General features: G+C 71.2%; 18 protein-coding genes. 12 read left to right on the top strand and 6 right to left on the bottom strand.

Annotation, left to right across the window (positions count from 1 at the left end):
* Positions 1-46: 46 nt before the first annotated feature.
* Positions 47-868: an SOS response-associated peptidase gene (locus OPF83_RS02180; RefSeq protein ID WP_264885581.1), complete on the top strand. Its 822-nt coding sequence runs from the start codon at positions 47-49 to the stop codon at positions 866-868.
* A gap of 10 nt (positions 869-878) precedes the next feature.
* Here the strand turns inward: OPF83_RS02180 and OPF83_RS02185 are convergent, their stop codons facing one another.
* On the bottom strand, positions 879-1,415 hold the full coding sequence (locus OPF83_RS02185; RefSeq protein WP_264885582.1) for an aminoacyl-tRNA deacylase: 537 nt from the start codon (positions 1,413-1,415) through the stop codon (positions 879-881).
* A 105-nt stretch (positions 1,416-1,520) separates the two neighbouring features.
* On the opposite strand from OPF83_RS02185, the gene OPF83_RS02190 reads away from it, so the two are divergent.
* Both OPF83_RS02190 and OPF83_RS02195 read left to right on the top strand, forming a co-directional pair.
* A complete protein-coding gene (locus tag OPF83_RS02190; protein WP_264885583.1) occupies positions 1,521-2,198 on the top strand; it encodes a sigma-70 family RNA polymerase sigma factor in 678 nt (225 codons plus the stop codon).
* Entirely contained in the window at positions 2,198-2,524 is a 327-nt protein-coding gene (locus OPF83_RS02195) for a zf-HC2 domain-containing protein (protein WP_264885584.1), read from the top strand. Before OPF83_RS02190 ends, OPF83_RS02195 begins: the two co-directional genes overlap by 1 nt.
* A 90-nt stretch (positions 2,525-2,614) precedes the next feature.
* Here OPF83_RS02195 and OPF83_RS17435 read toward each other — a convergent pair whose 3' ends face one another.
* Complete coding sequence (locus OPF83_RS17435) at positions 2,615-2,689, bottom strand: 50S ribosomal protein bL37 (protein WP_375546200.1); 75 nt, start codon at positions 2,687-2,689, stop codon at positions 2,615-2,617.
* A 107-nt stretch (positions 2,690-2,796) separates the two neighbouring features.
* Between OPF83_RS17435 and OPF83_RS02200 the strand changes: the two genes are divergently transcribed.
* Entirely contained in the window at positions 2,797-3,012 is a 216-nt protein-coding gene (locus OPF83_RS02200; RefSeq protein ID WP_264885585.1) for a biotin/lipoyl-binding carrier protein, read from the top strand.
* A 179-nt stretch (positions 3,013-3,191) separates the two neighbouring features.
* On the opposite strand, the gene OPF83_RS02205 is transcribed toward OPF83_RS02200, so the two are convergent.
* Positions 3,192-3,440: a WhiB family transcriptional regulator gene (locus tag OPF83_RS02205; protein WP_163376657.1), complete on the bottom strand. Its 249-nt coding sequence runs from the start codon at positions 3,438-3,440 to the stop codon at positions 3,192-3,194.
* Positions 3,441-3,864: 424 nt separating this feature from the next.
* On the opposite strand from OPF83_RS02205, the gene OPF83_RS02210 reads away from it, so the two are divergent.
* Entirely contained in the window at positions 3,865-4,326 is a 462-nt protein-coding gene (locus tag OPF83_RS02210) for a hypothetical protein (protein WP_264885586.1), read from the top strand.
* Between the two features lie 23 nt (positions 4,327-4,349).
* On the opposite strand, the gene OPF83_RS02215 is transcribed toward OPF83_RS02210, so the two are convergent.
* Positions 4,350-5,597, bottom strand: a complete 1,248-nt coding sequence (locus OPF83_RS02215; RefSeq protein WP_264885587.1) for a PQQ-binding-like beta-propeller repeat protein — start codon at positions 5,595-5,597, stop codon at positions 4,350-4,352.
* Positions 5,598-5,734: 137 nt separating this feature from the next.
* Positions 5,735-7,324 carry a DEAD/DEAH box helicase gene (locus OPF83_RS02220; RefSeq protein ID WP_264885971.1) on the bottom strand — a complete coding sequence of 530 codons (1,590 nt, stop codon included), beginning with the start codon at positions 7,322-7,324 and terminating at the stop codon, positions 5,735-5,737.
* Between the two features lie 287 nt (positions 7,325-7,611).
* Between OPF83_RS02220 and OPF83_RS02225 the strand changes: the two genes are divergently transcribed.
* Positions 7,612-7,839: a DUF3107 domain-containing protein gene (locus OPF83_RS02225; protein WP_264885588.1), complete on the top strand. Its 228-nt coding sequence runs from the start codon at positions 7,612-7,614 to the stop codon at positions 7,837-7,839.
* Between the two features lie 71 nt (positions 7,840-7,910).
* Here the strand turns inward: OPF83_RS02225 and OPF83_RS02230 are convergent, their stop codons facing one another.
* On the bottom strand, positions 7,911-8,564 hold the full coding sequence (locus tag OPF83_RS02230) for a TetR/AcrR family transcriptional regulator (RefSeq protein ID WP_264885589.1): 654 nt from the start codon (positions 8,562-8,564) through the stop codon (positions 7,911-7,913).
* Between the two features lie 148 nt (positions 8,565-8,712).
* On the opposite strand from OPF83_RS02230, the gene OPF83_RS02235 reads away from it, so the two are divergent.
* The 6 genes from OPF83_RS02235 to OPF83_RS02260 all read left to right on the top strand — a co-directional run bounded on the left by OPF83_RS02235 (position 8,713) and on the right by OPF83_RS02260 (position 20,059).
* Positions 8,713-9,762 carry a DUF3152 domain-containing protein gene (locus OPF83_RS02235; RefSeq protein ID WP_264885590.1) on the top strand — a complete coding sequence of 350 codons (1,050 nt, stop codon included), beginning with the start codon at positions 8,713-8,715 and terminating at the stop codon, positions 9,760-9,762.
* Positions 9,759-11,012, top strand: coding sequence for a ThiF family adenylyltransferase (locus OPF83_RS02240; protein WP_264885591.1), 1,254 nt, complete (start codon positions 9,759-9,761; stop codon positions 11,010-11,012). The genes OPF83_RS02235 and OPF83_RS02240 overlap by 4 nt, the downstream gene beginning before the upstream one ends.
* Positions 11,013-11,040: 28 nt before the next feature.
* The gene (locus OPF83_RS02245) at positions 11,041-11,928 is read left to right on the top strand and encodes a TIGR02569 family protein (protein ID WP_264885592.1); all 888 of its coding nucleotides are present in this window, start codon (positions 11,041-11,043) and stop codon (positions 11,926-11,928) included.
* Positions 11,928-13,286 carry a CynX/NimT family MFS transporter gene (locus tag OPF83_RS02250; RefSeq protein WP_264885593.1) on the top strand — a complete coding sequence of 453 codons (1,359 nt, stop codon included), beginning with the start codon at positions 11,928-11,930 and terminating at the stop codon, positions 13,284-13,286. The genes OPF83_RS02245 and OPF83_RS02250 overlap by 1 nt, the downstream gene beginning before the upstream one ends.
* A gap of 135 nt (positions 13,287-13,421) precedes the next feature.
* Positions 13,422-16,742 (top strand): ATP-dependent DNA helicase, encoded by a 3,321-nt coding sequence (locus OPF83_RS02255; protein WP_264885594.1) that lies wholly within the window; start codon positions 13,422-13,424, stop codon positions 16,740-16,742.
* A complete protein-coding gene (locus OPF83_RS02260; protein ID WP_264885595.1) occupies positions 16,739-20,059 on the top strand; it encodes a DEAD/DEAH box helicase in 3,321 nt (1,106 codons plus the stop codon). The genes OPF83_RS02255 and OPF83_RS02260 overlap by 4 nt, the downstream gene beginning before the upstream one ends.
* Positions 20,060-20,080: the final 21 nt, after the last annotated feature.

A 20,080-nucleotide genomic window follows, 5' to 3' on the forward strand; every position in this document is an offset into this window, starting at 1 on the left:
CCGGTTCCGGCCGAGCCGGGCCGCGCCGGGTGCAAGGATGGGCGCTATGTGTGGACGGTTCTCGCTCAATTCCGACCCCGCCCAGCTCGCGCAGGAGATGGACGCGCTGAACGAGGCCTCCGCGCCGCCGCCTGGACTCTTCCCGACCGAGGGGCCGCGCTCGCCCCGGTACAACATCGCGCCCACCACGACCATCCCGGTCCTCGCGCTGGACGTGCCCCGCGAGCGGTACATCGACGGTGACGGCGCGGATGGTGAAGGCGTGGATCAGGTGCCCCGGCGGGTGCTCCGGGCGATGCGCTGGGGTCTGGTCCCGTCCTGGGCCAAGGACGATGCGAAGCTGCCGAACCTCTTCAACGCCCGCGTCGAGACCGCCTCCGAGAAGCCGTCGTTCCGGTCCGCGGTCAAGCGTCGGCACTGCGTCATCCCGATGGACGGCTGGTACGAGTGGGTGCCGAGCGAGCCCGCGAGCCCCGGCGGCAAGGCAGGCCCGAAGCAGCCGTTCCACATGAGCATGCCCGGCGATCAGGGGCTGCTCATGGCGGGACTGTGGGAGGCACGTCGGGATCCGCAGGACGAGTCGGTCACGCAACTGTCCTGCACGATCCTCACCACGAGCGCCCTCGGCCCGTTGCGCAGCGTGCACGACCGGATGCCGCTGGTGGTCGCCCCGGAGATCCTGTCCGACTGGCTGGACCCGGAGGTTATCGGCGACCCGCGCGCGTTGGTCGACGGCGCCGGCTACGACCTCGAGGAGTGGGCCGGAACCGTGGAGATCCATCCGGTCTCGCGCGCCGTCTCAAGCGTGCGCAATGACGGTCCCGAGCTCGTCCGGCCGATCGACCCGGACGAGGGCATGCTCTTCTAGACCCGGTCCGTCAGTGGCCACCGCCGGCGGTCACCGGGGCAACGGTGGCGTGGGTGAGCGCGACCAGGTCGGATCCCGCGAGCTCGATCTCCCAGCCGCGCCGACCGGCACTGCAGAACACGGTGGGGGCGTCGAGCGCCGAGGAGTCCACCACGGTGGACATCGGGCGCTTCTGTCCGAGAGGGGACACCCCGCCCACGACGTAGCCGGTGGTCTTCTGGGCGAGTTCGACCGGGGCGAGCGTCGCCTTGGAGCAACCCAGGGCGGCGGCCGCCGCCTTGAGGTCCAGGGAGTGGGTCACCGGGAGGACGGCCACGGCCAGGGCCAGCCGCGATCCGGCGGGTGGCCTGTCAGTGGCCAGGACGAGGGTCTTGACGATCCTGCCCGGCTCGATGCCCAAGCGCTCGCCCATCACGCGGGCGGCCTCGTCACCGAAGTCGGTTCCGCTCGCTTCGTACGTGTGCACCGTGTGCTCCACGCCGGCGGTCCTCAGGGCGGCGATCGCGGGAGTGGCCGCCGCCCCACCCCGTTCCTTCTTCTTGGCCACAGCTCGAGCCTAGTGCGTCCAGTGGCCGGAATACCGATGGGTGCGGAGGCGTTGGGAATGGACATGAGCCCTGGGATGGAGCCCGGGAACGGGAAGGAGGGTGCGATGCGGACCGCGGTCCTCGATGCCCCCGAGGTGCGACTAGACTCCGACGTATCAACAGGTGAGGAGTTCCGGTTGCCGACCGAGTCGAAGTCCGAGGACGCGGATCTGCGTGCCGAGCAGTTCGAGGAACTGGCGATGCCATTCCTCGACCAGCTGTACGGCGCCGCGCTTCGGATGACCAGGAATCCGGCCGATGCCGAGGACCTGGTCCAGGAGGCCTACGCGAAGGCCTTCGCGGGATTCCACTCGTTCAAGCAGGGGACGAACTTCCGTGCGTGGATGCACCGCATCCTCACCAACGCCTACATCAACCACTACCGCAAGCGGCAGCGGCAGCCGGCCCAGTACCCGACCGACGAGATCACGGACTGGCAGCTGGCGGCGGCGGCCGAGCACACCTCGACCGGACTGCGGTCGGCCGAGGTCGAGGCGATGGAGCTGCTACCGGATGACGAGATCCGCTCGGCGCTCGCGGAGCTGCCCGAGGAGTTCCGCATGGCGGTCTACTACGCCGACGTGATGGATCTGCCCTACAAGGAGATCGCCGAGATTATGGACACCCCGCTGGGGACCGTGATGTCGCGCCTGCACCGTGGCCGCAAGCAGCTCCGTGAGCTGCTGCGGGACGTGGCCACCGACCGTGGCTACGGTCGCAATGGTCAGGAGGCAGAGAAGTGATGAGGGAGCACGACCCCCGCCTGTCGGAGATCGACTGTCACGACGCGCGACGCGACCTGTCGCTGCTGGTCGACCTGGAATGTGACGACGCCTGCCGGTCGCGGCTCGAGCATCACCTGGCGGGCTGCCCGGAATGCCGCGAGATGTTCCTCTCGGAGCACAGGCTCAAGGCCAAGCTCTCCAAGTCCTGCTGCGAGAAGGCGCCGCCCCGCCTGCGTGAGCGGTTGATGGTGGAGATCCGGCGAACGACAGTCACCACCACGGATGCGGACGGGACGACCGTCATCCATCGTCAGACGACCGTGGAGCGACGCGACCTACCCTGACGCGCGCGTGCCCTGACACACGCGTGGCGACACCGCGAAGGGCGGGCACCGAATCAGTGCCCGCCCTTCGCGGTGTCAGCTGTTCCCGACTCAGGAGTTGGGACGCTTACCGTGGTTAGCCTTCTTCTTACGGCGATCCCGCCGCTTACGGCCGCGCTTGCTCATGTCGGCTCCTTTCGTTCTGTGTGGTCAAGTCTCCCACGAGTGGGCCCGTGTGGTTGCATTGGAGGGGTCCGGGGGCCGTCGCGTGAAGAAGTAGAGGAAACAATCTTATGGCTGAACAGGTCCGTGCCGAGATGGTCGCGAACGTCATGGAGGTCGTCTCGGACGTGGGGACCGAGGTCTCCGAGGGCGACACGATCGTCCTCCTGGAATCGATGAAGATGGAGATCCCCGTGCTGTGCGAGACCTCCGGCACGGTGACCGAGGTTGCCGTGGCGCCCGGTGACGTGATCCAGGCCGGCGATCTCATCGCCGTGATCGGCTGAGTTCTCCCTCAGGGCACAGTTCCACTCAGGACACAGTTCCCCCTCAGGGCGCAGGGGGGGCACCACCCCGAAATCGACCAGAGGCCGGTTCCTCTTCCTTATGGGAAGGGAACCGGCCTCGGCGTCGAATCCGGCCCGACTCTAATTGGTGTACGGGCGATTCCGAACCGTCCGGAATATCAGACGGTGGTACGGGTGCGGGCGCGACGACGCTTGAGGGCGCGACGCTCGTCCTCGCTCATGCCGCCCCAGACGCCGGCGTCCTGGCCGGACTCGAGGGCCCAGGACAGGCACTCGGCGGTCACGGGGCAACGGTTGCAGACGATCTTCGCCTCGGCGATCTGCGCGAGGGCGGGACCGGAATTACCGACGGGGAAGAACAGCTCGGGATCCTCGTCGCGGCAGATGGCCTTGTGGCGCCAATCCATGTGGAACTCCTTCAAGTGTAAGACCGTTATCGGATGCGCCGGACAGCACGAATCAGCCTCCGTTCACTGCGCAGGACAGTAGAGTCCGCGAGCAGACGGATGTGATCATGTGCACCCGGCGGGGTGGTGGGGGTGTACCCGCTCCGTGGGCTCACTCCGTGTCGGAGGGGCTCCCGGTTAAGGCAAGGCAAACACGTTGTGTCTGCGCTGTTACGAATGATCGTCCCACGATTTGCGGTCAAGTCAACCCCCTTTATGCGCGATGTGGGGAAGGTCACGCGGTTTGTCAAATCGACCGGAAAGGCCACGCCAGAGGGTGTTTACATCGTTTCCGAACGGGGCGAAGTGGCGAATCGGACGCCCCGGGAATGCGCAGTCCGCGGGCCGTACAGACTCGTGAACTGCGGCGGCTTAGTCTTGAGAGGTGAACTCCAGGCGACCAGATGACCACGGCCGACCGCTTGATCCGCGCACGGCCGTCCCCACCCCCGTCCGTATCGCCGGGTGGATCTCGGCGGTCCAAGGACTCTTCGGCGTCATCACCGCCGTCGCGCTCGTCGTGCGTGCGCTCGGAGGCCACCACGAGGAGACCGTGGTGATCAGTGGCTACGCCACCGCCGGCTGGTTCGCCGTCCTCGGCGGGGCGTTGCTGGCCGCGGGGCTCGGACTCCTGCGGGGCCGGCGCTGGGGTCGCGGGCTGGTCCTCATCGTCGAGTTTCTCATCCTCGTGGCCGTGGGCTCCACCCTCTTCGGTGGGACCGAGTCTGCAATCTTCGGTCAGGTGGGCCTGACCATGTACCTCGGTGCGGTCGTCCTCGCGGTATCGAGCGCCGTCGCACTGGTGGCGCTGCTGCGTCGCGAGGCCGTGGAGTGGTACGCCGCCTGACCTGAGGAGCGACTGCCCCGGGGTCAACTCACCATCTTGTACGCACGGATCTCGCCACCGTGACGCTCGTAGAGGATGTCGCCGATCTGGGCGAGACCGGTCACGGTTCCGCTACCGCCGCCGTTGCCGTCGTCGTCACCACCGCTCCCGGCCTCACCACCGTCGATCTCAGGCGCGGGCAACCATCCCCGCTCGGCACCGGTGTGGTGGTCGACCTGCACGAATCCACCCTCGCGCGGCACCAGGACCCAGTCCCGGACGGTCCGGTCCTCCGGATCGGGGGACCATCCGCCGGTGAGTCCGGGGCCCGTCGCACCCGGCGCGGACCACGCGAAGGTGCCCGCGTCGAGGTCGAACGCGTGCGTGGTCTGACCGTCGAACCACCGCAACTGTCGCAGGTCACCGGCCACGGCGTCTGGCGTCGGTAGGAGCGCGGGCTCGCCGGGCAGGCGCAGCACGGGGGTGTATTGATCGGGTGCGGTGAACCACTCGACGGCCCAGTCGGCGCCCCGACGGGTCAGGCCGAGCGTGCCCTCGTCGGACATCCCCAGCACCCACAGGTCGTCCGCACCGGTGTTGCCCGAGGCGATCTCCTCGGGCACACGGTTGTCCTCGGGCACGGTGTCGGACATGGTCAACCGCATCGAGCCCTCCCCGGGGCAGCGCTCGGCCACGGCGAACCGCGCGTCGGTGAGAGCCGCCGAGCCCAGAACGCACCCGCTGCGTGGCTGCTGTCCGGCCTCCTGCGGGGCGTCCACGGCGCCGTACTCGATCGTGCGGACCAGGTCGTCGCGCCAGATCTCGAGTCGCTGCGGGTTGAACGCGAGGGTGTGCCGCCACGTGCTGGACAGCGTCATGGTCTCGGGGAACGCGCTCTGCCGGGTGCTCGAGTACTGCTGGGTGGTGGGGTCGAGCGCGGTCACGTCGCTGCATCCGTCCGCCCCGTCGAACGCCGTGACCAGCACGTCCGCATAGTAGGTCGCGGCGCAGAACCTGCCCTGGTGCTCGTAGGACCAGCGCTGCTCGCCCGAGCCGGCGTCGCGTCCCACGACGGTGCCGTCGGCGTCCACGGTGACCAGGTTGCCCTTCGTGGTGAGCGGTGCACCGCTACCGAAGGACGCGTGCGACCACAGGGGGTTCAGACTGGTCGGCGACGTCGTCGCGGGGCCGTAGACGGGTTGTTCGGCGTCCGCGCGCGTGAACTGGGACCCGGCCGCACTGCCGGTCAGCAGGACACCGCCGGTCGTGGCCGCCATGACGACCGTGATCACCCCGGCCACCATGAGGTCGCGGCGCGTCCGTCGTTCGGGTCGGATGCGACGGCGTGGTGCCGGGGTGTCCTGGTCAGCCGGATCGGTGGCCGCCGCGGGGGAGTGGTCGGGGCCGGGGCCGGGCTGCTGGTCGGTGCTCAGTGCTTACCGCCCTGGTCGCCGGATCCACCCTGACCACCGGATCCACCCTGGCTGCCGGAGGAGGGACGACGACGGCGTCGGCGACGCGACGAGGAACCCTCACCCGAGCCGCTCTGCGCGCCGGATGCCCCGTCAGCAGCACCCGTGTCGGTCCCGCCTCCACTCGACCCTGTGCCGGCCTGCCCGCCGCGCGTGCGGCGGCGGCTGCGGGATCCGGACCGGGAGGACCGCTCGGATCCGCGTCCGCCGCCGTCCCCGCCACCGTCGCGCTGGCCGCGGTCCGCCGGGCGACGGCCGGAGCCGGTGCCGGTCGCGGCGCCGATGCGGCTGCCGGCGCTCTCGGGGATGCCGAGATCGGTGCGCAGGTGCGGGGAGGTGGAGTAGGTCTCGGCGGGCTCGCCGAAGTCGAGTCCCAGGGCCTTGTCGATCAGGCCCCAGCGGGGTAAGTCGTCCCAGTCCACGAGGGTCACCGCGACACCCTTGCGGCCGGCGCGGCCGGTGCGGCCGATCCGGTGGACGTAAGTCTTCTCGTCCTCGGGGCACTGGTAGTTGATGACGTGCGTGACGTCGTCCACGTCGATACCGCGGGCGGCGACGTCGGTCGCCACCAGGACGTCCACGTCGCCGGAGCGGAAGGCCTTGAGGGACTTCTCGCGCGCGCCCTGGCCGAGGTCGCCGTGGATGGCGCCCACCCGGAAGCCGCGGTCGGCCAGCTCGTCGGCGAGCTTCTGCGCGGTGCGCTTGGTGCGGGTGAAGATCATCGTCGCGCCACGCCCCTCGGCCTGGAGGATCCGCGCCACGACCTCGGGCTTGTCGAGGGAGTGCGCCCGGTAGACGTGCTGGGTGGTGTTCTCGTGCGTGGCGCCGGAATCGGCTGCCTCGGCCCGGATGTGCGTGGGCTTGGTGAGGAACGTGCGGGCCAGCGTGATGATCGGCCCCGGCATGGTGGCCGAGAAGAGCATCGTTTGGCGCTGCTCGGGGACCATCCGCAGCAGCTTCTCGATGTCCGGGAGGAAGCCCAGATCGAGCATCTCGTCGGCCTCGTCCAGGACCAGGACCTCGACCTTGCCCAGGACGAGCTTGGACTGGTTCGCCAGGTCGAGCAGGCGGCCGGGCGTGCCCACCACCACGTCGACGCCCTTCTCCAGCGCCTCGATCTGCGCCTCGTACGGCGTACCGCCGTAGATCGAGAGGACCTTGAGCGGGCGGGTGCCCTTCGCGGTGGGGGCGGTCAGCCCGGTGGCGGCGATCTTGAGGTCCTGGGTGACCTGGATGCACAGCTCGCGCGTCGGGACGATCACCAGCGCGCGGGGGGTGCCGTCGAGCTCACGGGTGTTCTCGCCGGTGGTGACGCGGTGCAGCAGCGGGACGCCGAAGCCGTAGGTCTTCCCCATGCCGGTGCGGGCCTGCCCGATGAGGTCGGAGCCGCCCAGAGCCAGCGGGAGGGTCAGCTCCTGGATGGCGAACGTGTGGGTGATCCCGCGCTCGGCCAGAGCGGTGACGATCTCGTCGCGGACGCCGAGCTCGGCGAAGCTGGGGGAGGAATCGGAGGAGGGGGCGTCGACGACGGCGGTCGTCGTGGCCATCCCGTCGATTTCGGTGGTGGTGACATCGGTGGAGGACAGGGCGGTGCCTTTCTCGTCTCGCGCGCCGGTGATCGGGCCACTTGAGAGACGGCCTCGCGAGCGGGGCGCGCACATTTCCACGAGGATCGGGTGCCAGCGGGCGCCTGTACGGCCCGGGCCCGGGTGTGATCCACGTGCCCCGCATACTATCCCGTCCCGCCGCCTCCGCCCGGGATCGGGTTAGCCTTGTCTTCGCGTATCAGCGAGGACGGCGTGACTTGCGCCGACGACGAGAAGGGCAGGCACACGTGGAGGTCAAGATCGGCATCGCCGACAGCAATCGTGAGCTCGTGTTCAAGACCGGGATGTCGCCGGAGGACGTGCGGAGCCGCGTCGAGGCCGCACTGACCGCGGACTCCAAGGCGGTTCTGGAGCTCGAGGACGAGAAGGGCCGTAGCTTCCTGGTCTCGACCGACAAGGTCGCCTACGTCGAGATCGGCGAGACCGTCCGCCGCCCGGTGGGCTTCCTGTCCTGACCGGATCGCGTCGATCCAGACCGGGTCACCCGGTTCGGATCGCGCGTGGATCCAGACCGACCGCCCGGGCCTCAGCGGCCCGGGCGGTCGCTGTTCTGGCGGGGGATCTTGGACAGTCCGCCCCAGCACAGGGCGACGGTCATCGCGACGGCGTCCTCGCGGGGGATCGGCCGGCCGGCGTCGAGCCAGTGCCCGGCGCTGACCCGGCTCGCACCGACCAGCCCCACGGCGAGCAGTCGCGAACGGTGCACGTCGAGTCCGGAGTCGCCGCGCACCAGATCGTGCACGGCGTCGATGCAGCCCTCCGTGGCGCGGTCGAGTTCGTCACGGACACCCTCGTCGCCGGGCTCGGAGGAGAACACGAGCCGGAAGCCCCGGGTGTCGGTGTCCGCGTAGGCGAAGAAGGTGTCCACGGCGTCCTCGACGCGACGCCGGTTGTCCGAGGTCGACTCGAGCGCGGTGCGGATCCGACCGAGGAGTTCGTCGACGTGGTGCCGCAGGACCTCGAGATACAGGTCCCTCTTGGAGTCGAAATGCTGGTAGAGCACCGGTTTGGAGACCCCGGCGAGCACCGCGATGTCGTCCATTCCGGCGGAGTGGTAGCCCTGGTCCACGAAGACGGTGCCGGCGATGTCGATCAACTGGCGGCGGCGGGCGCCCTTGGGGAGCCTGGCGGCCCTGACCCGTGTCGCTCCCGTGGGAAGCGGTCCGTCCGGGCTGGTCATTTCTGGCTCCTTCTCCACCCGGGCGGAAACGGAGTGTCGTCCGGGACGAGGGGGACAATACCCGCACCGGCAGTGTGCCGAATGAGGCGGACGGCGCGCGTGTGGGATCGTGGAGGCCAGTGTTGGACTGGGACGTGGAGGTGCACGGATGAGCGACGGCCGTCGCCCGGGTAGTGGTGGGGGTATCACCGACCCCGGTGTTCGTAGAGCCGACCGTGCTCCGTATTACCCGTCCAGGGGCGAGCCCCTGCGTGCGCCCTGGGATCCGGAGGAGTCCGCACCGGGTCGTCGTCGTAGTGTCCCCGGTGCCCGTGACCACCTGCGGCGACAGTCCCCCCTCGGGCGGTTCATGACCACCTGGGGCTGGCGCGCCTACGCGATCCCGGTCCTCATCGTCATCACCGCCCTCGTGATCGCCGACGCCGTGCGCTCGGGCGGGGAGCAGGCCGAGAGCACCCAGGTCGCGGGGGAGGAGACGTCGGAGATCATCGGCGCCCCGGTGCCGGGGGAGGTCCCGCCGAGCGGCGAGTTGCCCGAGGGCGGCCAATTCGTCGAGGGCGGCACCGGCGAGTTCCGGATCGTCCCCGGCGGCACCGACACGGTCGGCCGCGAGACGGCGGAGTTGTTCTCGTACACGGTCGAGGTCGAGGAGGGCATCGACACGGTCGAGTTCGGCGGTGACGACTCGGTGGCACGGATGGTCGACGCCACCCTGGCCAACCCCAAGAGCTGGACCACCGGCGGCGAGGTGGCGATGCGGCGGATCGATGACGGGGAGCCGTCGTTCCGGGTCTCGCTCGCCAGCCCCATGACGGTCCGCGCGAACTGCGGTTACGACATCGAGCTGGAGTCGAGCTGCTACAACTCCTCGACCGGGCGGGTGTACCTCAACCTGGCGCGCTGGGTCCGCGGCGCGCGCTCGTTCCAGGGCGACATCGGTTCCTACCGCCAGTACCTCGTCAACCACGAGGTCGGTCACGCGATCGGCTTCCCGGCACACGAGGCGTGCCCGGCCGACGGGGCGCTGGCGCCGATCATGATGCAGCAGACGTTCGGCGTGAACAACAGCGACATCTTCCGCCTGGACCCGGAGGGCGTGGTGCCCGACGACGACAAGACCTGCCGCTTCAACGCCTGGCCGTTCCCCGACGGCAGCCCGGCACAGTCCACGTCGCCCGAGGAAGGGCGAGCGGGATGACCGGAGCGGACGCGAGCCCGGGCACGGGCACCCGCCCGGACAAGGACGCGGGCCTGCCGCCGTTGGTGGAGCCGGTCGCGACGCTCACCGCCGACGAGCGCGCGCTGTACTCGCGTCACCTGCTCCTCGGGGCGATCGGCGACGAGGGGCAGCGCCGCCTGCGCGGCGCGTCCGTGTTCGTCGTGGGTGCGGGCGGCCTGGGTGCACCGGTCCTGTTGTATCTCGCCGCGGCGGGGGTCGGACGGATCACCGTGGTCGACGACGACGACGTGGACCTCGGCAATCTCCACCGGCAGGTGATCCACTCCGTCTCGAGCGTCGGCACGCCCAAGGTCGACTCGGCACGGGAGCGACTCGCGGGACTGGCCCCCGGGGTCCGCGTGGACACGGTGCACGCACGCCTGGACGCGCTCAACATCCTGGAGCTTCTCGACGGGCATCACCTGGTGGTGGACGGCAGCGACAACTTCGCGACCCGCTACCTGGTCTCCGACGCCTGCGAGATAGCCGGGATCCCGCTGATCTGGGGGACCATCGACCGGTTCCGTGCGCAGCTGGCCGTGTTCTGGTCCCGTCCGCCGGCCCCGGCAGAGCCGGTGACGCTGCGGGACCTCTACCCGTCGGCCCCGCCGCCCGGCTCGGTGCCGAGCTGCGCCGAGGCCGGGGTCGTGGGCGCACTGTGCGGGACGGTGGGTTCGATGATGGCGATGGAGGCGGTCAAGCTCATCACCGGCGCCGGCAGTCCGTTGCTCGGCAGGCTCGTGTTGCTGGACCTGCTCGAGTCGACCAACCGCACCGTGACGATCCGCCCGGATCCGGCGCGGGAGCCGGTCACCGAGCTCCCCGGGGACACGAGCGAGGTCTCGTGCGAGGTGCCGGACCCGGAGCTCGCCGCGGTCCCGACCGTCACCGCCACCGAACTCGATGCAGAGCTCGCCGGGGAGGCGTCCGCGGACGCGCTCACCCCCGTGCTGGTGGACGTGCGCGGGGCGGGTGAGCGCGCGATCGCGACGATCGACCCGTCCGTCTGGGTACCGCTGGACACGGTCGCCGAGGACGCCGCCGATCCCACCGGGGTGCTCGGCCGCGCCGCGGAGCAGGGGCCGCTCGTCGTCTACTGCAAGGCCGGGGCGAGGTCGGCGCGCGCCGTCGCGACCCTGACCGCGGCCGGATTCGAGGGGGTGCGCTCACTCGAGGGCGGGATCGAGGCGTGGACGCGCGACGTCGACCCTTCCCTACCGGGGTATTGACGTTGAGGGGATGGGTACGGTGGTCGATGTGAATGACGGAAGCCTTCCCGAGCACGTCCGCGGTGCATTCGGCGCGACGGATGACCGGGCCGTGCCCGTGGTGGCGGGGTCGGGCACCGGGTGGCTCGTCACCACCCCGGGCGGTGCCGTGGTGCTGCGGCCGGTCGCCGACACCGCGCTGGCCACCTGGTCGGCCAAGATCCGCGAGCAGCTGAACGTCACCGGGTTGCGGGTGGCGTCCGCCGTGCGCTCGCGGGACGGCCGGCACGTCGTGAGCGGATGGCGCGCCGATCGCGCGGTGCCCGGTCGACCCGAGGCCCGTGCCGACGAGACCATCGCGTGGTCCGCCCGCATCAACGCCGCGTTGGCCGACGTCGAGCGCCCCCGGGTGGTGCGTCGTCCGTCGACCCGTCCGTGGGTCGAGACGGACCTGTTCGGGTTCGCCGAGGCCGCCGCGTGGGACGGTGACCCCGAGCGTGATCTGGCCCCCGGCATGGAGGATCGTGGCACGCCGTTCGCCACCCATCGTGCGGCCGCGCTGCTCGGGGCCACGGGCCTGATCCGGCATCGCCGACCCGTCGAGACCACCGCCTCCGGCCTCGTCCACGGCGACCTCGCCCGCGGCCTGCTGTTCGACGCGTCCGCCGAACCCGCACTCACCGACATCGTGCCGTACCTGCGGCCGGCGTCCTGGTCCGCGGCTCTCGTCGCCGTGGACCACCTGTCCTGGGGAACCGTCGACGTGGGCGTGCTCGGGCGCTGGACCCATCTCGAGGAGTGGCCGCAGATGGTGCTGCGGGCCGCGGTGTTCCGCCTCGCGGTCCACGCCCTGCACCCGGGCTCGCGCCCGGCCGCCATGGACGGACTGCAGGCGATGGCCCGTCAGGTCGGCGAGTTCGTGGGCGGCAACGCCTGATGTCCTCCCGTCCCGGTAACGCGGCGCAGCGATCCGGCCGGGTCGCCGTTCCCGTCATGGCCCTCGTCGGGGTCATCCTCGTCTCCCTCAACCTGCGAACCGCGGTCACGTCGATCAGTCCGCTACTCAGCGTGATCGATGCCGAGATCGGTCTCGGTGCCGCTGGCATGGGCCTACTCGGCATGGTGCCCACCGCGATGTTCGCCGTGTGGGGTGTCCTCACCCCGATCGTCCTCCGACGCGTGGGGCTGGAAGCGCTGACCATCGTCGCGATGGCCGCGGCCGCGATCGGACAGTTGGTCCGCGCCGTCGCCCACGACCCGTGGGTGATGGGCGCCGGCTCGATCATCGCGCTGGCCGGAATGGGCGTCGGCAACGTGGTGGCCCCGCCGCTGGTCAAGAAGTATTTCCCGCGCCATGTCGCGACGGTGAGCATGGCCTACATCACCGGCCTCCAGCTGGGTACCGTCGTGCCGGCGCTCGTGGCGGTGCCCGTCGAGGAGGCCGCCGGCTGGCGGGTGTCCATCGGCTGGTGGGCGGTGCTGGCCGTGGTCGCCGCAGTCCCGTGGGTGATCGAGGTTGTGCGGCCCGGCACACCCACAGGGTCACCTCCGGGCGCGACCGGCGCGACCGGCGACGAGACCTCCGCCACACCCGCCGCCACACCCGCCGCCACACCCGCCGCCACACCCGCCGCCACACCCGCCGCCACGCCCGGCGGCGCAACCGGTGGCGCACCCGGCGTACCCGGCGGCGCGGTGGCCACCGCGCCGCAGCGCATCCGACCGTGGCGATCGCCGGTCGGGATCGCCCTGGCGCTGTTCTTCGGGACCAACTCCCTGGGGACGTACGCCTTCTTCACGTGGCTGCCCGCGGTGGCGGAGTCCATCGGCATGACGCGGGCCGAGGGAGGCCTGGCGCTCGCCGTGTACTCGGCCATCGGTCTGATCGCCGCCCTGGTCGTGCCGTTTGTGGCCGGCCGCGTCGATGATCCGTACATCGTCGTCGTCGTCTCCGTCGCGAGCTACCTGGCCGGCTTCGCCGGGCTGCTCTGGGCACCCGACCTCGCGCCCTGGGTGTGGATCTGCCTGCTCGGCGTGGGACCCAGCACCTTCCCGCTGTGCCTGACCCTCATCAATCTCCGCACCCGCACCGAGGCCGGCTCCGCGGCACTGTCCGGGTTCTCGCAGGGCGTCGGCTACACCGCGGCGTGCCTGGGGCCGATCGTGTTCGGCATGCTGCTCGACGGACCCGGCCTCGGCGCCGGTCTCGGATTCCTCACCGCCGTGTTGGCCGTGATGACCGTCGTCGCCCGCACCGCGTGCCGGCCGGTCATGCTCGAGGACACGCTGCGCTGACCGGTTGCGCTACCGTGGCGCGCTGACCGGCTACGCTGACCCTCCGCGCTATCGCGGCGCGCCGACCGGATGCGCGCACCGGCGTCGCACCCGCCTGGAGGCGCCGATGTCGGACCCGTGTGGTCTCATCGACCCGTGACCGAACCCGCCGGAGAGAACCACACCGGAGACCCCCGTTCCGCCGACCTGTTCAGCTCGGCGGAGTTCGCGGGGCATCCCGCCCAGCGGGTGCCGACCGACCAGCGGATGCCGACCGACCTCGCCGGGCTGCTCGGCCGCGACTGGTTAGCGCCACGCGGCCGGCCACGACGCTGGGTCGTGCGCGGGGGGCCCGGAAGCGGCAAGACCTCGCTGATCGCCCGGGTCATTCGCGAGGCGGTCAGCGGTGGAGCCGGCCTCGACGGGGTCCTCGTCCTCACGGGATCCGCCCGCGCGGCCGCCGAGCTTCTCGAGGAGGCCACGCTGGCCCTTCCCACCGGCCACGTGGTGGGCACGGACGCCCCGGTGCGGACGGTGCACTCGTTGGCCCACGCGGTCGTCCGGCTGGCCGCCGCACGGGTCGACGCGCCGACACCGCGCCTGCGCACGGGAGCGGAACACGACGCGGTGATCCGGGACACGCTCCTCGGCGAGTTGGAGGACGGCGCGCCGCTCTGGCCCGAGCAGATCCGGCCCGCACTGTCGACCGTCGGATTCGCACGCGAGCTCCGTGACCTGCTGCTGCGCTCGCTCGAGCGGGGGATCGGCCCGCGTGAACTCGCCCGACTCGGGCGCAGTGCCGGCCGTCCCACTTGGGTCGCCGCGGCCGGGTTCTTCCAGCGACACGAGGAACAGATGGCGTTGCGCTCCAGCGTGCGCGGTGGCGAGTCGGACATGCCCGATGCGCTCAACGCGGCCGAACTGGTCAGCACCGCGCTGGACGCGCTCACCGCGGATCCGGACCTGAAGGATCTGTTCCGGGACCGCCGCCTGGTCGCGGTCGACGACGCGCACCACCTCGATCCGCTGGCGGCCGAGTTCGTCGCGACGATCGGTGGCGGGGCAGACGTACTGCTCGTGGCCGAGGACCCGGATCAGTCGGTGTTCCGGTTCCGCGGGGCGGACGGTGGGCTGGCGCGCGCCGTGATCGAGCAGGGCGGCCACGCGGTCGACCTGATGCAGGGCGGGCGGATGCGTCCCGCCGTGGCTGCGGTGGCCTCGCGCATCGCGTCCAGGTTGCCGGGCGCACCCCGGCACCGGCCACGGGAGATCCCCGTCCCCGACCAGGCGGCGGAAGACGGTGGGGCAGACCGCGGCTCGGTGGAGATCGCGGTGGCCGCCTCCGCCGGTGCGGAGGCGGCCGTCGTCGCGGACTTCCTCCGGCGCCGACACGTCCTGGACGGGGTGGACTACGCGGACATGGCGATTATCACCCGGTCACTGTCGAAGGTCGCCGACGCTCTCCACGTCGCGCTGGACGCCGCGGGCGTCCCGGTCGTGGACGCCGGTGCGGAACTCCCGCCCGCCCACGACCCGGTGGTCGCGGCACTAATCCTTCTCCTCCGCTCGGTCGTGGAGGGAGAGGAGGAAACGGACGAGGACCGCATCCTGACGTTGCTCGCCGGACCGATCGGCCGGGCCGACGCGGTGGCGATGCGGCGATTGAGGCGGGGTATCCGACGCTCCGGCATCGGCGGCGTCGACTCCAGTGCCACGACACTCCGACGGCTCGTCCTGGCGGACGAGGACCAGACCCCGTCCGGACTGACCGTGGTGGAACTCGCTCCCGTCACCCGCATCCGGTACGCCCGGGCCGCTGTCCGGGACGCGATGCGCGCCGGCGGGAGCGTCGAGGAGGTGCTCTGGGAGGCGTGGTCCTCGGCACGACTCGAACGCAGGCTGGTCCGGCAGGCGCTGGCCGCTGACACCTGGTCGCGCTCGGCCGACCGGTCACTTGATGCCGTGGTGTCGCTGTTCGACCACGCGGCGGACTTCGTCGACCGCACCCCCGGCGGATCCGTCGCCCTCTTCTGCGAGATCGTCACCGGTGCCGATCTGCCCGCCCCGCGACGGGCCGCCACCCGTGGACGGGCCGGAGCCGTGAGCATCTTGTCCGCGCACGCCGCGGTGGGCCGCCAGTGGCGCTCGGTCGCGGTGTGCGGCGTCCAGGACGGCGTCTGGCCCACCCCGCGTCGGCGATCCGGGCTCCTCGCCGTAGACGAACTGGTCGACCTGACGGAGATCGTCGGCGACGGTCCGCTCCCGTCGGAGGCGGAGCGCACGGTCTCCTCGTCCGTCGCGCGGTCGGCCGAGGAACGACGCCTGTTCTACGTCGCGTGTTCACGTGCGAGCGACCACCTGCTGGTCACGGCCGTGGAGTCACCCGACGAGGGTGACGTCGCCCCGTCGCGCTTCCTGGACGAGATCGCGGACCTGGCGACGGTGGCCAACCGGTCCGGTCCCTTCGGCCCGCTACCGGGCCCCGTCCGTCACGCCCCGACCGTCTTCTCGCTGCCGCACCTGGCCGTCGACCTGCGGGCGGCGCTGCTCGATCCGGACACCGACCCCGCCGATGCCACGCACGCCGCCGGGCTGCTCGCCGGCTTGAGGGACGCCGGCGTCGCCGAGGCCGATCCACGGAACTGGTACGGGGCCGCCGAGACCTCCACCACCACGCCAGCACTGCCGGTGGTCGACGGGGCACCCCTCGCGGAGCTCTCCCCGTCCGGGTTCGGTGAACTGGAGGAATGTCCGCTGCGCTGGTTCTTCCAGAAGGTCGCGGGAGACTCGGCCGACCAGGGTTCTGCTGCCGCCCTCGTGCGGGGATCGGCGGTCCACGCGCTGACACAGGCTGTCGAGGGCGGGGTGTCCGAGGACGACATCAGGGCCTCGGTCACGCGACGCGCCGAGGCACTCACGCTCGCCCGAGGGTGGTTCGCCGAGCGGGGCGCCGAGTCGATGGCCGAGATGGCGGAGACCTTCCGGCGATGGCGTTCGGAGACCCGAGATGTGTACACGACCGCAGGCGTCGAGGAGCCGTTCGAGTTCGACGTGCCCGGCGACGTCCGGGTCCGCGGACGGATCGACCGCCTCGAGGCCACCGACGCCGGTCAGGTCGTCCCGGTTGACATCAAGACCGGCCGCTCAGCGGTGAGCCAGGCCGATGCCGCCGTCCACCCCCAGCTCGCGCTGTACCAACTCGCGGTCCGGCTCGGGGCTGTTGAGTCCGCCGTGGACCGGGAACCCGGCGGGGGACTGCTGCTGTACCTCGCCGGCCGGGAGGGGAAGCTGCCGACCACACGCGACCAGGACCCGCTCGGACCGGAGACCGCCGAGGCGCTGACCGAGCGAGTCCTCGAGGCCGGTCGGTCCACCCTCGGGCCCGAGTACACCGCGCGCGTGGGCACGTGGTGCGACCACTGTTCCGTGAGATCGAGCTGCCCGGCGCAGCCCCAGGGAGAGCAGGTCATCGGATGAGTGCACTCATCACCCCGGACGAGATCTCCGACGCACTGGGGATCCACCGACCGACCCCCGAACAGGCCGCGGTCATCGCCGGTCCCACCGAGCCGACGCTGGTGCTCGCCGGCGCCGGGGCCGGCAAGACCGAGACCATGGCGGCCCGTGTCGTGTGGCTCGTCGCCAACGGCTATGCCCGACCGGGCGAGATCCTCGGACTGACCTTCACCCGCAAAGCGGCTCAACAGTTGGCTAGGCGCATCCGGCGGCGTCTCGACGCCCTGGCCGCGAGCCCCCTGTGTCGCGGGGAGGGCGCGGATCCGGCGATCGCGGACGCCATCCGCACCGAGGACCCGCAGATCTCCACCTACCACGCCTTCGCGGGCACTCTGCTCTCCTCGTACGGCTTGCTCGTCCCGGTCGAACCGGATTCCCGGTTGCTCACGCAGACCTCCGCGTTCCAGCTGGCCTACGACGTGGTGTCCCGCTGGGAGAGCCCGCTGACCACGTCCTCGGGTGCGGCGAAGGTCACCCGAGATGTTCTGGCGCTTGCCGGGCAACTGTCCGACCACCTGGTCACCACCGACGACCTGCGCTCGCACCCGGATCTCGTCACCACACTCATCGCCACACTCCCGCCCGGTCCCCGACAGAAGGACGCCCCCACGGCCTGGCTGCTGCGGACCGCCGAGGTACAGGGGCACCGGGACGAACTCGCGGACCTCGTCGACGCCGTGGCCGCGCGGATGCGCGCGGAATCGGCACTCGACCACGCCTCGCAGATGGCGCTCGCCGCCACCGTCGCGCGGGACCACCCGCAGGTCGGGGAAGCCGAGCGGCGGGCGGTCCGCATCGTCCTGCTCGACGAGTACCAGGACACGGGGCACTCCCAGCGGGTGCTGCTGTCCTCTCTCTTCGGCCGTGGCGCAGGGCCGATCCCGGCGGTGACAGCGGTCGGCGACCCCATGCAGTCGATCTACGGATGGCGGGGGGCCTCGGCCTCGAACCTCGACCGGTTCCGCGAGGACTTCCCGCTCGAGGGCGGCGCGCAGTCCCACCTCCGCGAGCTCACCACGTCGTGGAGGAACCCGCCCGAGGTCCTCGACCTGGCGAATAAGATCACTGCGCCGCTGAGGGACCGACCGGGATCGATCTCGGTGCCGCAACTGCGGGCACGGCCGGGAGCCGACCCCGCGGACCTGGTGGTCTCCGTCCACGACTCCGTCGAGGAGGAACGGGGCTGGCTGGCCGACCAGATCGCCGTGCGGTACCGCGAGGCGGTCGACGCGGGCCGGACCCCGACCGCGGCAGTGCTCGTGCGACGCAACGGCGACTCCGCCGCCATCGCCGAGGCCCTCGAGGCACGGGACATCCCCGTCGAGGTGGTGGGCGTGGGCGGGCTGCTCGACGTCCCCGAGGTCGCGGACGTGGTGGCGCTGCTCACCGTGGTCGCCCGGCCCGGCGCGGGCCCGGCGCTCGTACGCTTGCTCAGTGGTTCCCGGTTCGCCCTCGGCGCGACGGACCTCGCCTCGCTCTCGCGGCGCGCCCGGGCGCTGTCCCTGCGTCGGTCCTCGCCCTCGACCGGCGTGATCACCGGCGTGACCGAACTGGAGGAGGTCCTCGACACTCTCGTCCGCGGCGAGGAGATCGACACCGCCGGACTGGCCGACGCCCTGGCCGACCCCGGCCCCACTTCCGGGTACAGCGCCGAGGGCTTCGCGAGGATCGGTGAACTCGCCGACATCGTCGCCGGACTCCGCGGGCGGTCGACCGCGCCGCCCGCCCGGCTCGTGGCCGCGGCCGAGAAGGCACTCGGACTCGATGCCGAGGTCCGGTTGCGCCAACGCACAGGGGATGGGGACGCCCGGGAACAGCTCGACGAACTGCAGGAGGTGGCCGCGGGGTTCCGCGCCGAGAGCGGCACCGGACTCGACGCGTTCCTCGCCTACCTCGATCTGGCCCGGGACGTCGACGGCGGTCTCGCCCGCGGAGAAGTGGTCACCGCACCGGGGCGCGTCCAGATCCTCACCGTGCACTCGGCCAAGGGCCTCGAATGGGAGATCGTCGCCGTGCCGCACCTGTCGTCGGGCGTCTTCCCGTCCGACCAGTCGCCCGAGACCTCGATCCGCACCGCCACGCAGCTGCCCGAGTTCCTCCGTGGCGACAGGGAATCCGAGGACAATCCCGGAGGCGTGCCCGTACCCCGGCTCGAGGAGGTCACCGACCGCAAGCTCCTCGAAGAAGCCCTCCGCAGCCACATCAAGCGCGTGGGTCGACGCTCACTCGACGAGGACCGGAGGCTGTACTACGTGGCGGTCACCCGCTCCGAGCAGACCCTGCTGTTGTCCGGAGCGCACTGGGTGGGGACCGCCACCACCCCCCGTGGACCGTCGGAATTCCTCGACGAGGCACTCGAGGCTTGCCGGCAGGACGAACCCCTGGGGACGATCGACCACGTCGTCGTCACCCCCTCCACCTCCAACCCCGCCACCTCGGCCCAGATCGAGGCGACCTGGCCCCGCGCGGTGACACTCGACCGGATGACCTCCGCCCACGCGGTGGGCACCGCGACCCCCGTGGACCCGGAGAACGAGGACGCGCCGGAGTCCGGACCCGCGCGACGCTGGCACCTGGTCGCCGCGCCGCTGCTCGCCGACGCCCGCCGCGCCGCCGAACTGCGCGACCAGGTGATCCTCCCGCGGCGACTGACGGCGGGGGAGATCGTCGCCATGGCGGCCGACCCCGACGCGTTCGCCGACCGCCTGCGACGCCCCGTGCCGTACCGACCGGACAGATTCGCACGGCGCGGGACCCGGTTCCACGCCTGGCTCGAGCACCGCTTCGGCGCCACCCACCTGCTCGACATCGACGACCTCCCCGGCGCCGGAGACCAGGGCGCCGACGACGGACTGTCAGAAGAGGACTTCACCGCGCTCCAGGAGTCGTTCGAGAGATCGCGCTGGGCACTCAAGACGCCGCACGAGGTCGAGGTGCCGTTCGAGGTGGGACTCGGAGACCACCTCCTGCGAGGGCGGATGGACGCGGTGTTCGGCGACAGTGACAGAGACGGCGACGGCTGGATCGTCGTGGACTGGAAGACCGGACGGGTCCCCGCCGACAGGGACATGCCTGCCGTCGCACTGCAGTTGGCGGTCTACAGGTACGCGTGGGCACGGATCATCTCCGGGCGCCTCGGTCGGGAGATACCCCTCGACAGCGTGCGAGCGGCGTTTCATTATGTGAGATCGGGACGGACGATCGAACCGGCCGACCTCCCCGACGCCGACGAGTTGCTCGTGATGCTCAGCCGCGGCGCGAGCGGGGTCGGTTGTTGAACGGTGTGACCGAATGCGGAA

It is taken from the genome of Dietzia sp. NCCP-2495, assembly GCF_026011735.1.
Lineage (GTDB): Bacteria > Actinomycetota > Actinomycetes > Mycobacteriales > Mycobacteriaceae > Dietzia.

Bases quoted from the DNA above. Each gene is read 5' to 3' on its own strand.
- OPF83_RS02235 (WP_264885590.1), top strand. From the start codon at position 8,713: ATGAGCGACGGCCGTCGCCCGGGTAGTGGTGGGGGTATCACCGACCCC.
- OPF83_RS02260 (WP_264885595.1), top strand. From the start codon at position 16,739: ATGAGTGCACTCATCACCCCGGACGAGATCTCCGACGCACTGGGGATC.
- OPF83_RS02230 (WP_264885589.1), bottom strand. From the start codon at position 8,564: ATGACCAGCCCGGACGGACCGCTTCCCACGGGAGCGACACGGGTCAGG.
- OPF83_RS02195 (WP_264885584.1), top strand. From the start codon at position 2,198: ATGAGGGAGCACGACCCCCGCCTGTCGGAGATCGACTGTCACGACGCG.
- OPF83_RS02205 (WP_163376657.1), bottom strand. From the start codon at position 3,440: ATGGATTGGCGCCACAAGGCCATCTGCCGCGACGAGGATCCCGAGCTG.
- OPF83_RS02220 (WP_264885971.1), bottom strand. From the start codon at position 7,324: ATGGCCACGACGACCGCCGTCGTCGACGCCCCCTCCTCCGATTCCTCC.
- OPF83_RS02180 (WP_264885581.1), top strand. From the start codon at position 47: ATGTGTGGACGGTTCTCGCTCAATTCCGACCCCGCCCAGCTCGCGCAG.
- OPF83_RS02240 (WP_264885591.1), top strand. From the start codon at position 9,759: ATGACCGGAGCGGACGCGAGCCCGGGCACGGGCACCCGCCCGGACAAG.
- OPF83_RS02250 (WP_264885593.1), top strand. From the start codon at position 11,928: ATGTCCTCCCGTCCCGGTAACGCGGCGCAGCGATCCGGCCGGGTCGCC.
- OPF83_RS02200 (WP_264885585.1), top strand. From the start codon at position 2,797: ATGGCTGAACAGGTCCGTGCCGAGATGGTCGCGAACGTCATGGAGGTC.
- OPF83_RS02190 (WP_264885583.1), top strand. From the start codon at position 1,521: ATGCGGACCGCGGTCCTCGATGCCCCCGAGGTGCGACTAGACTCCGAC.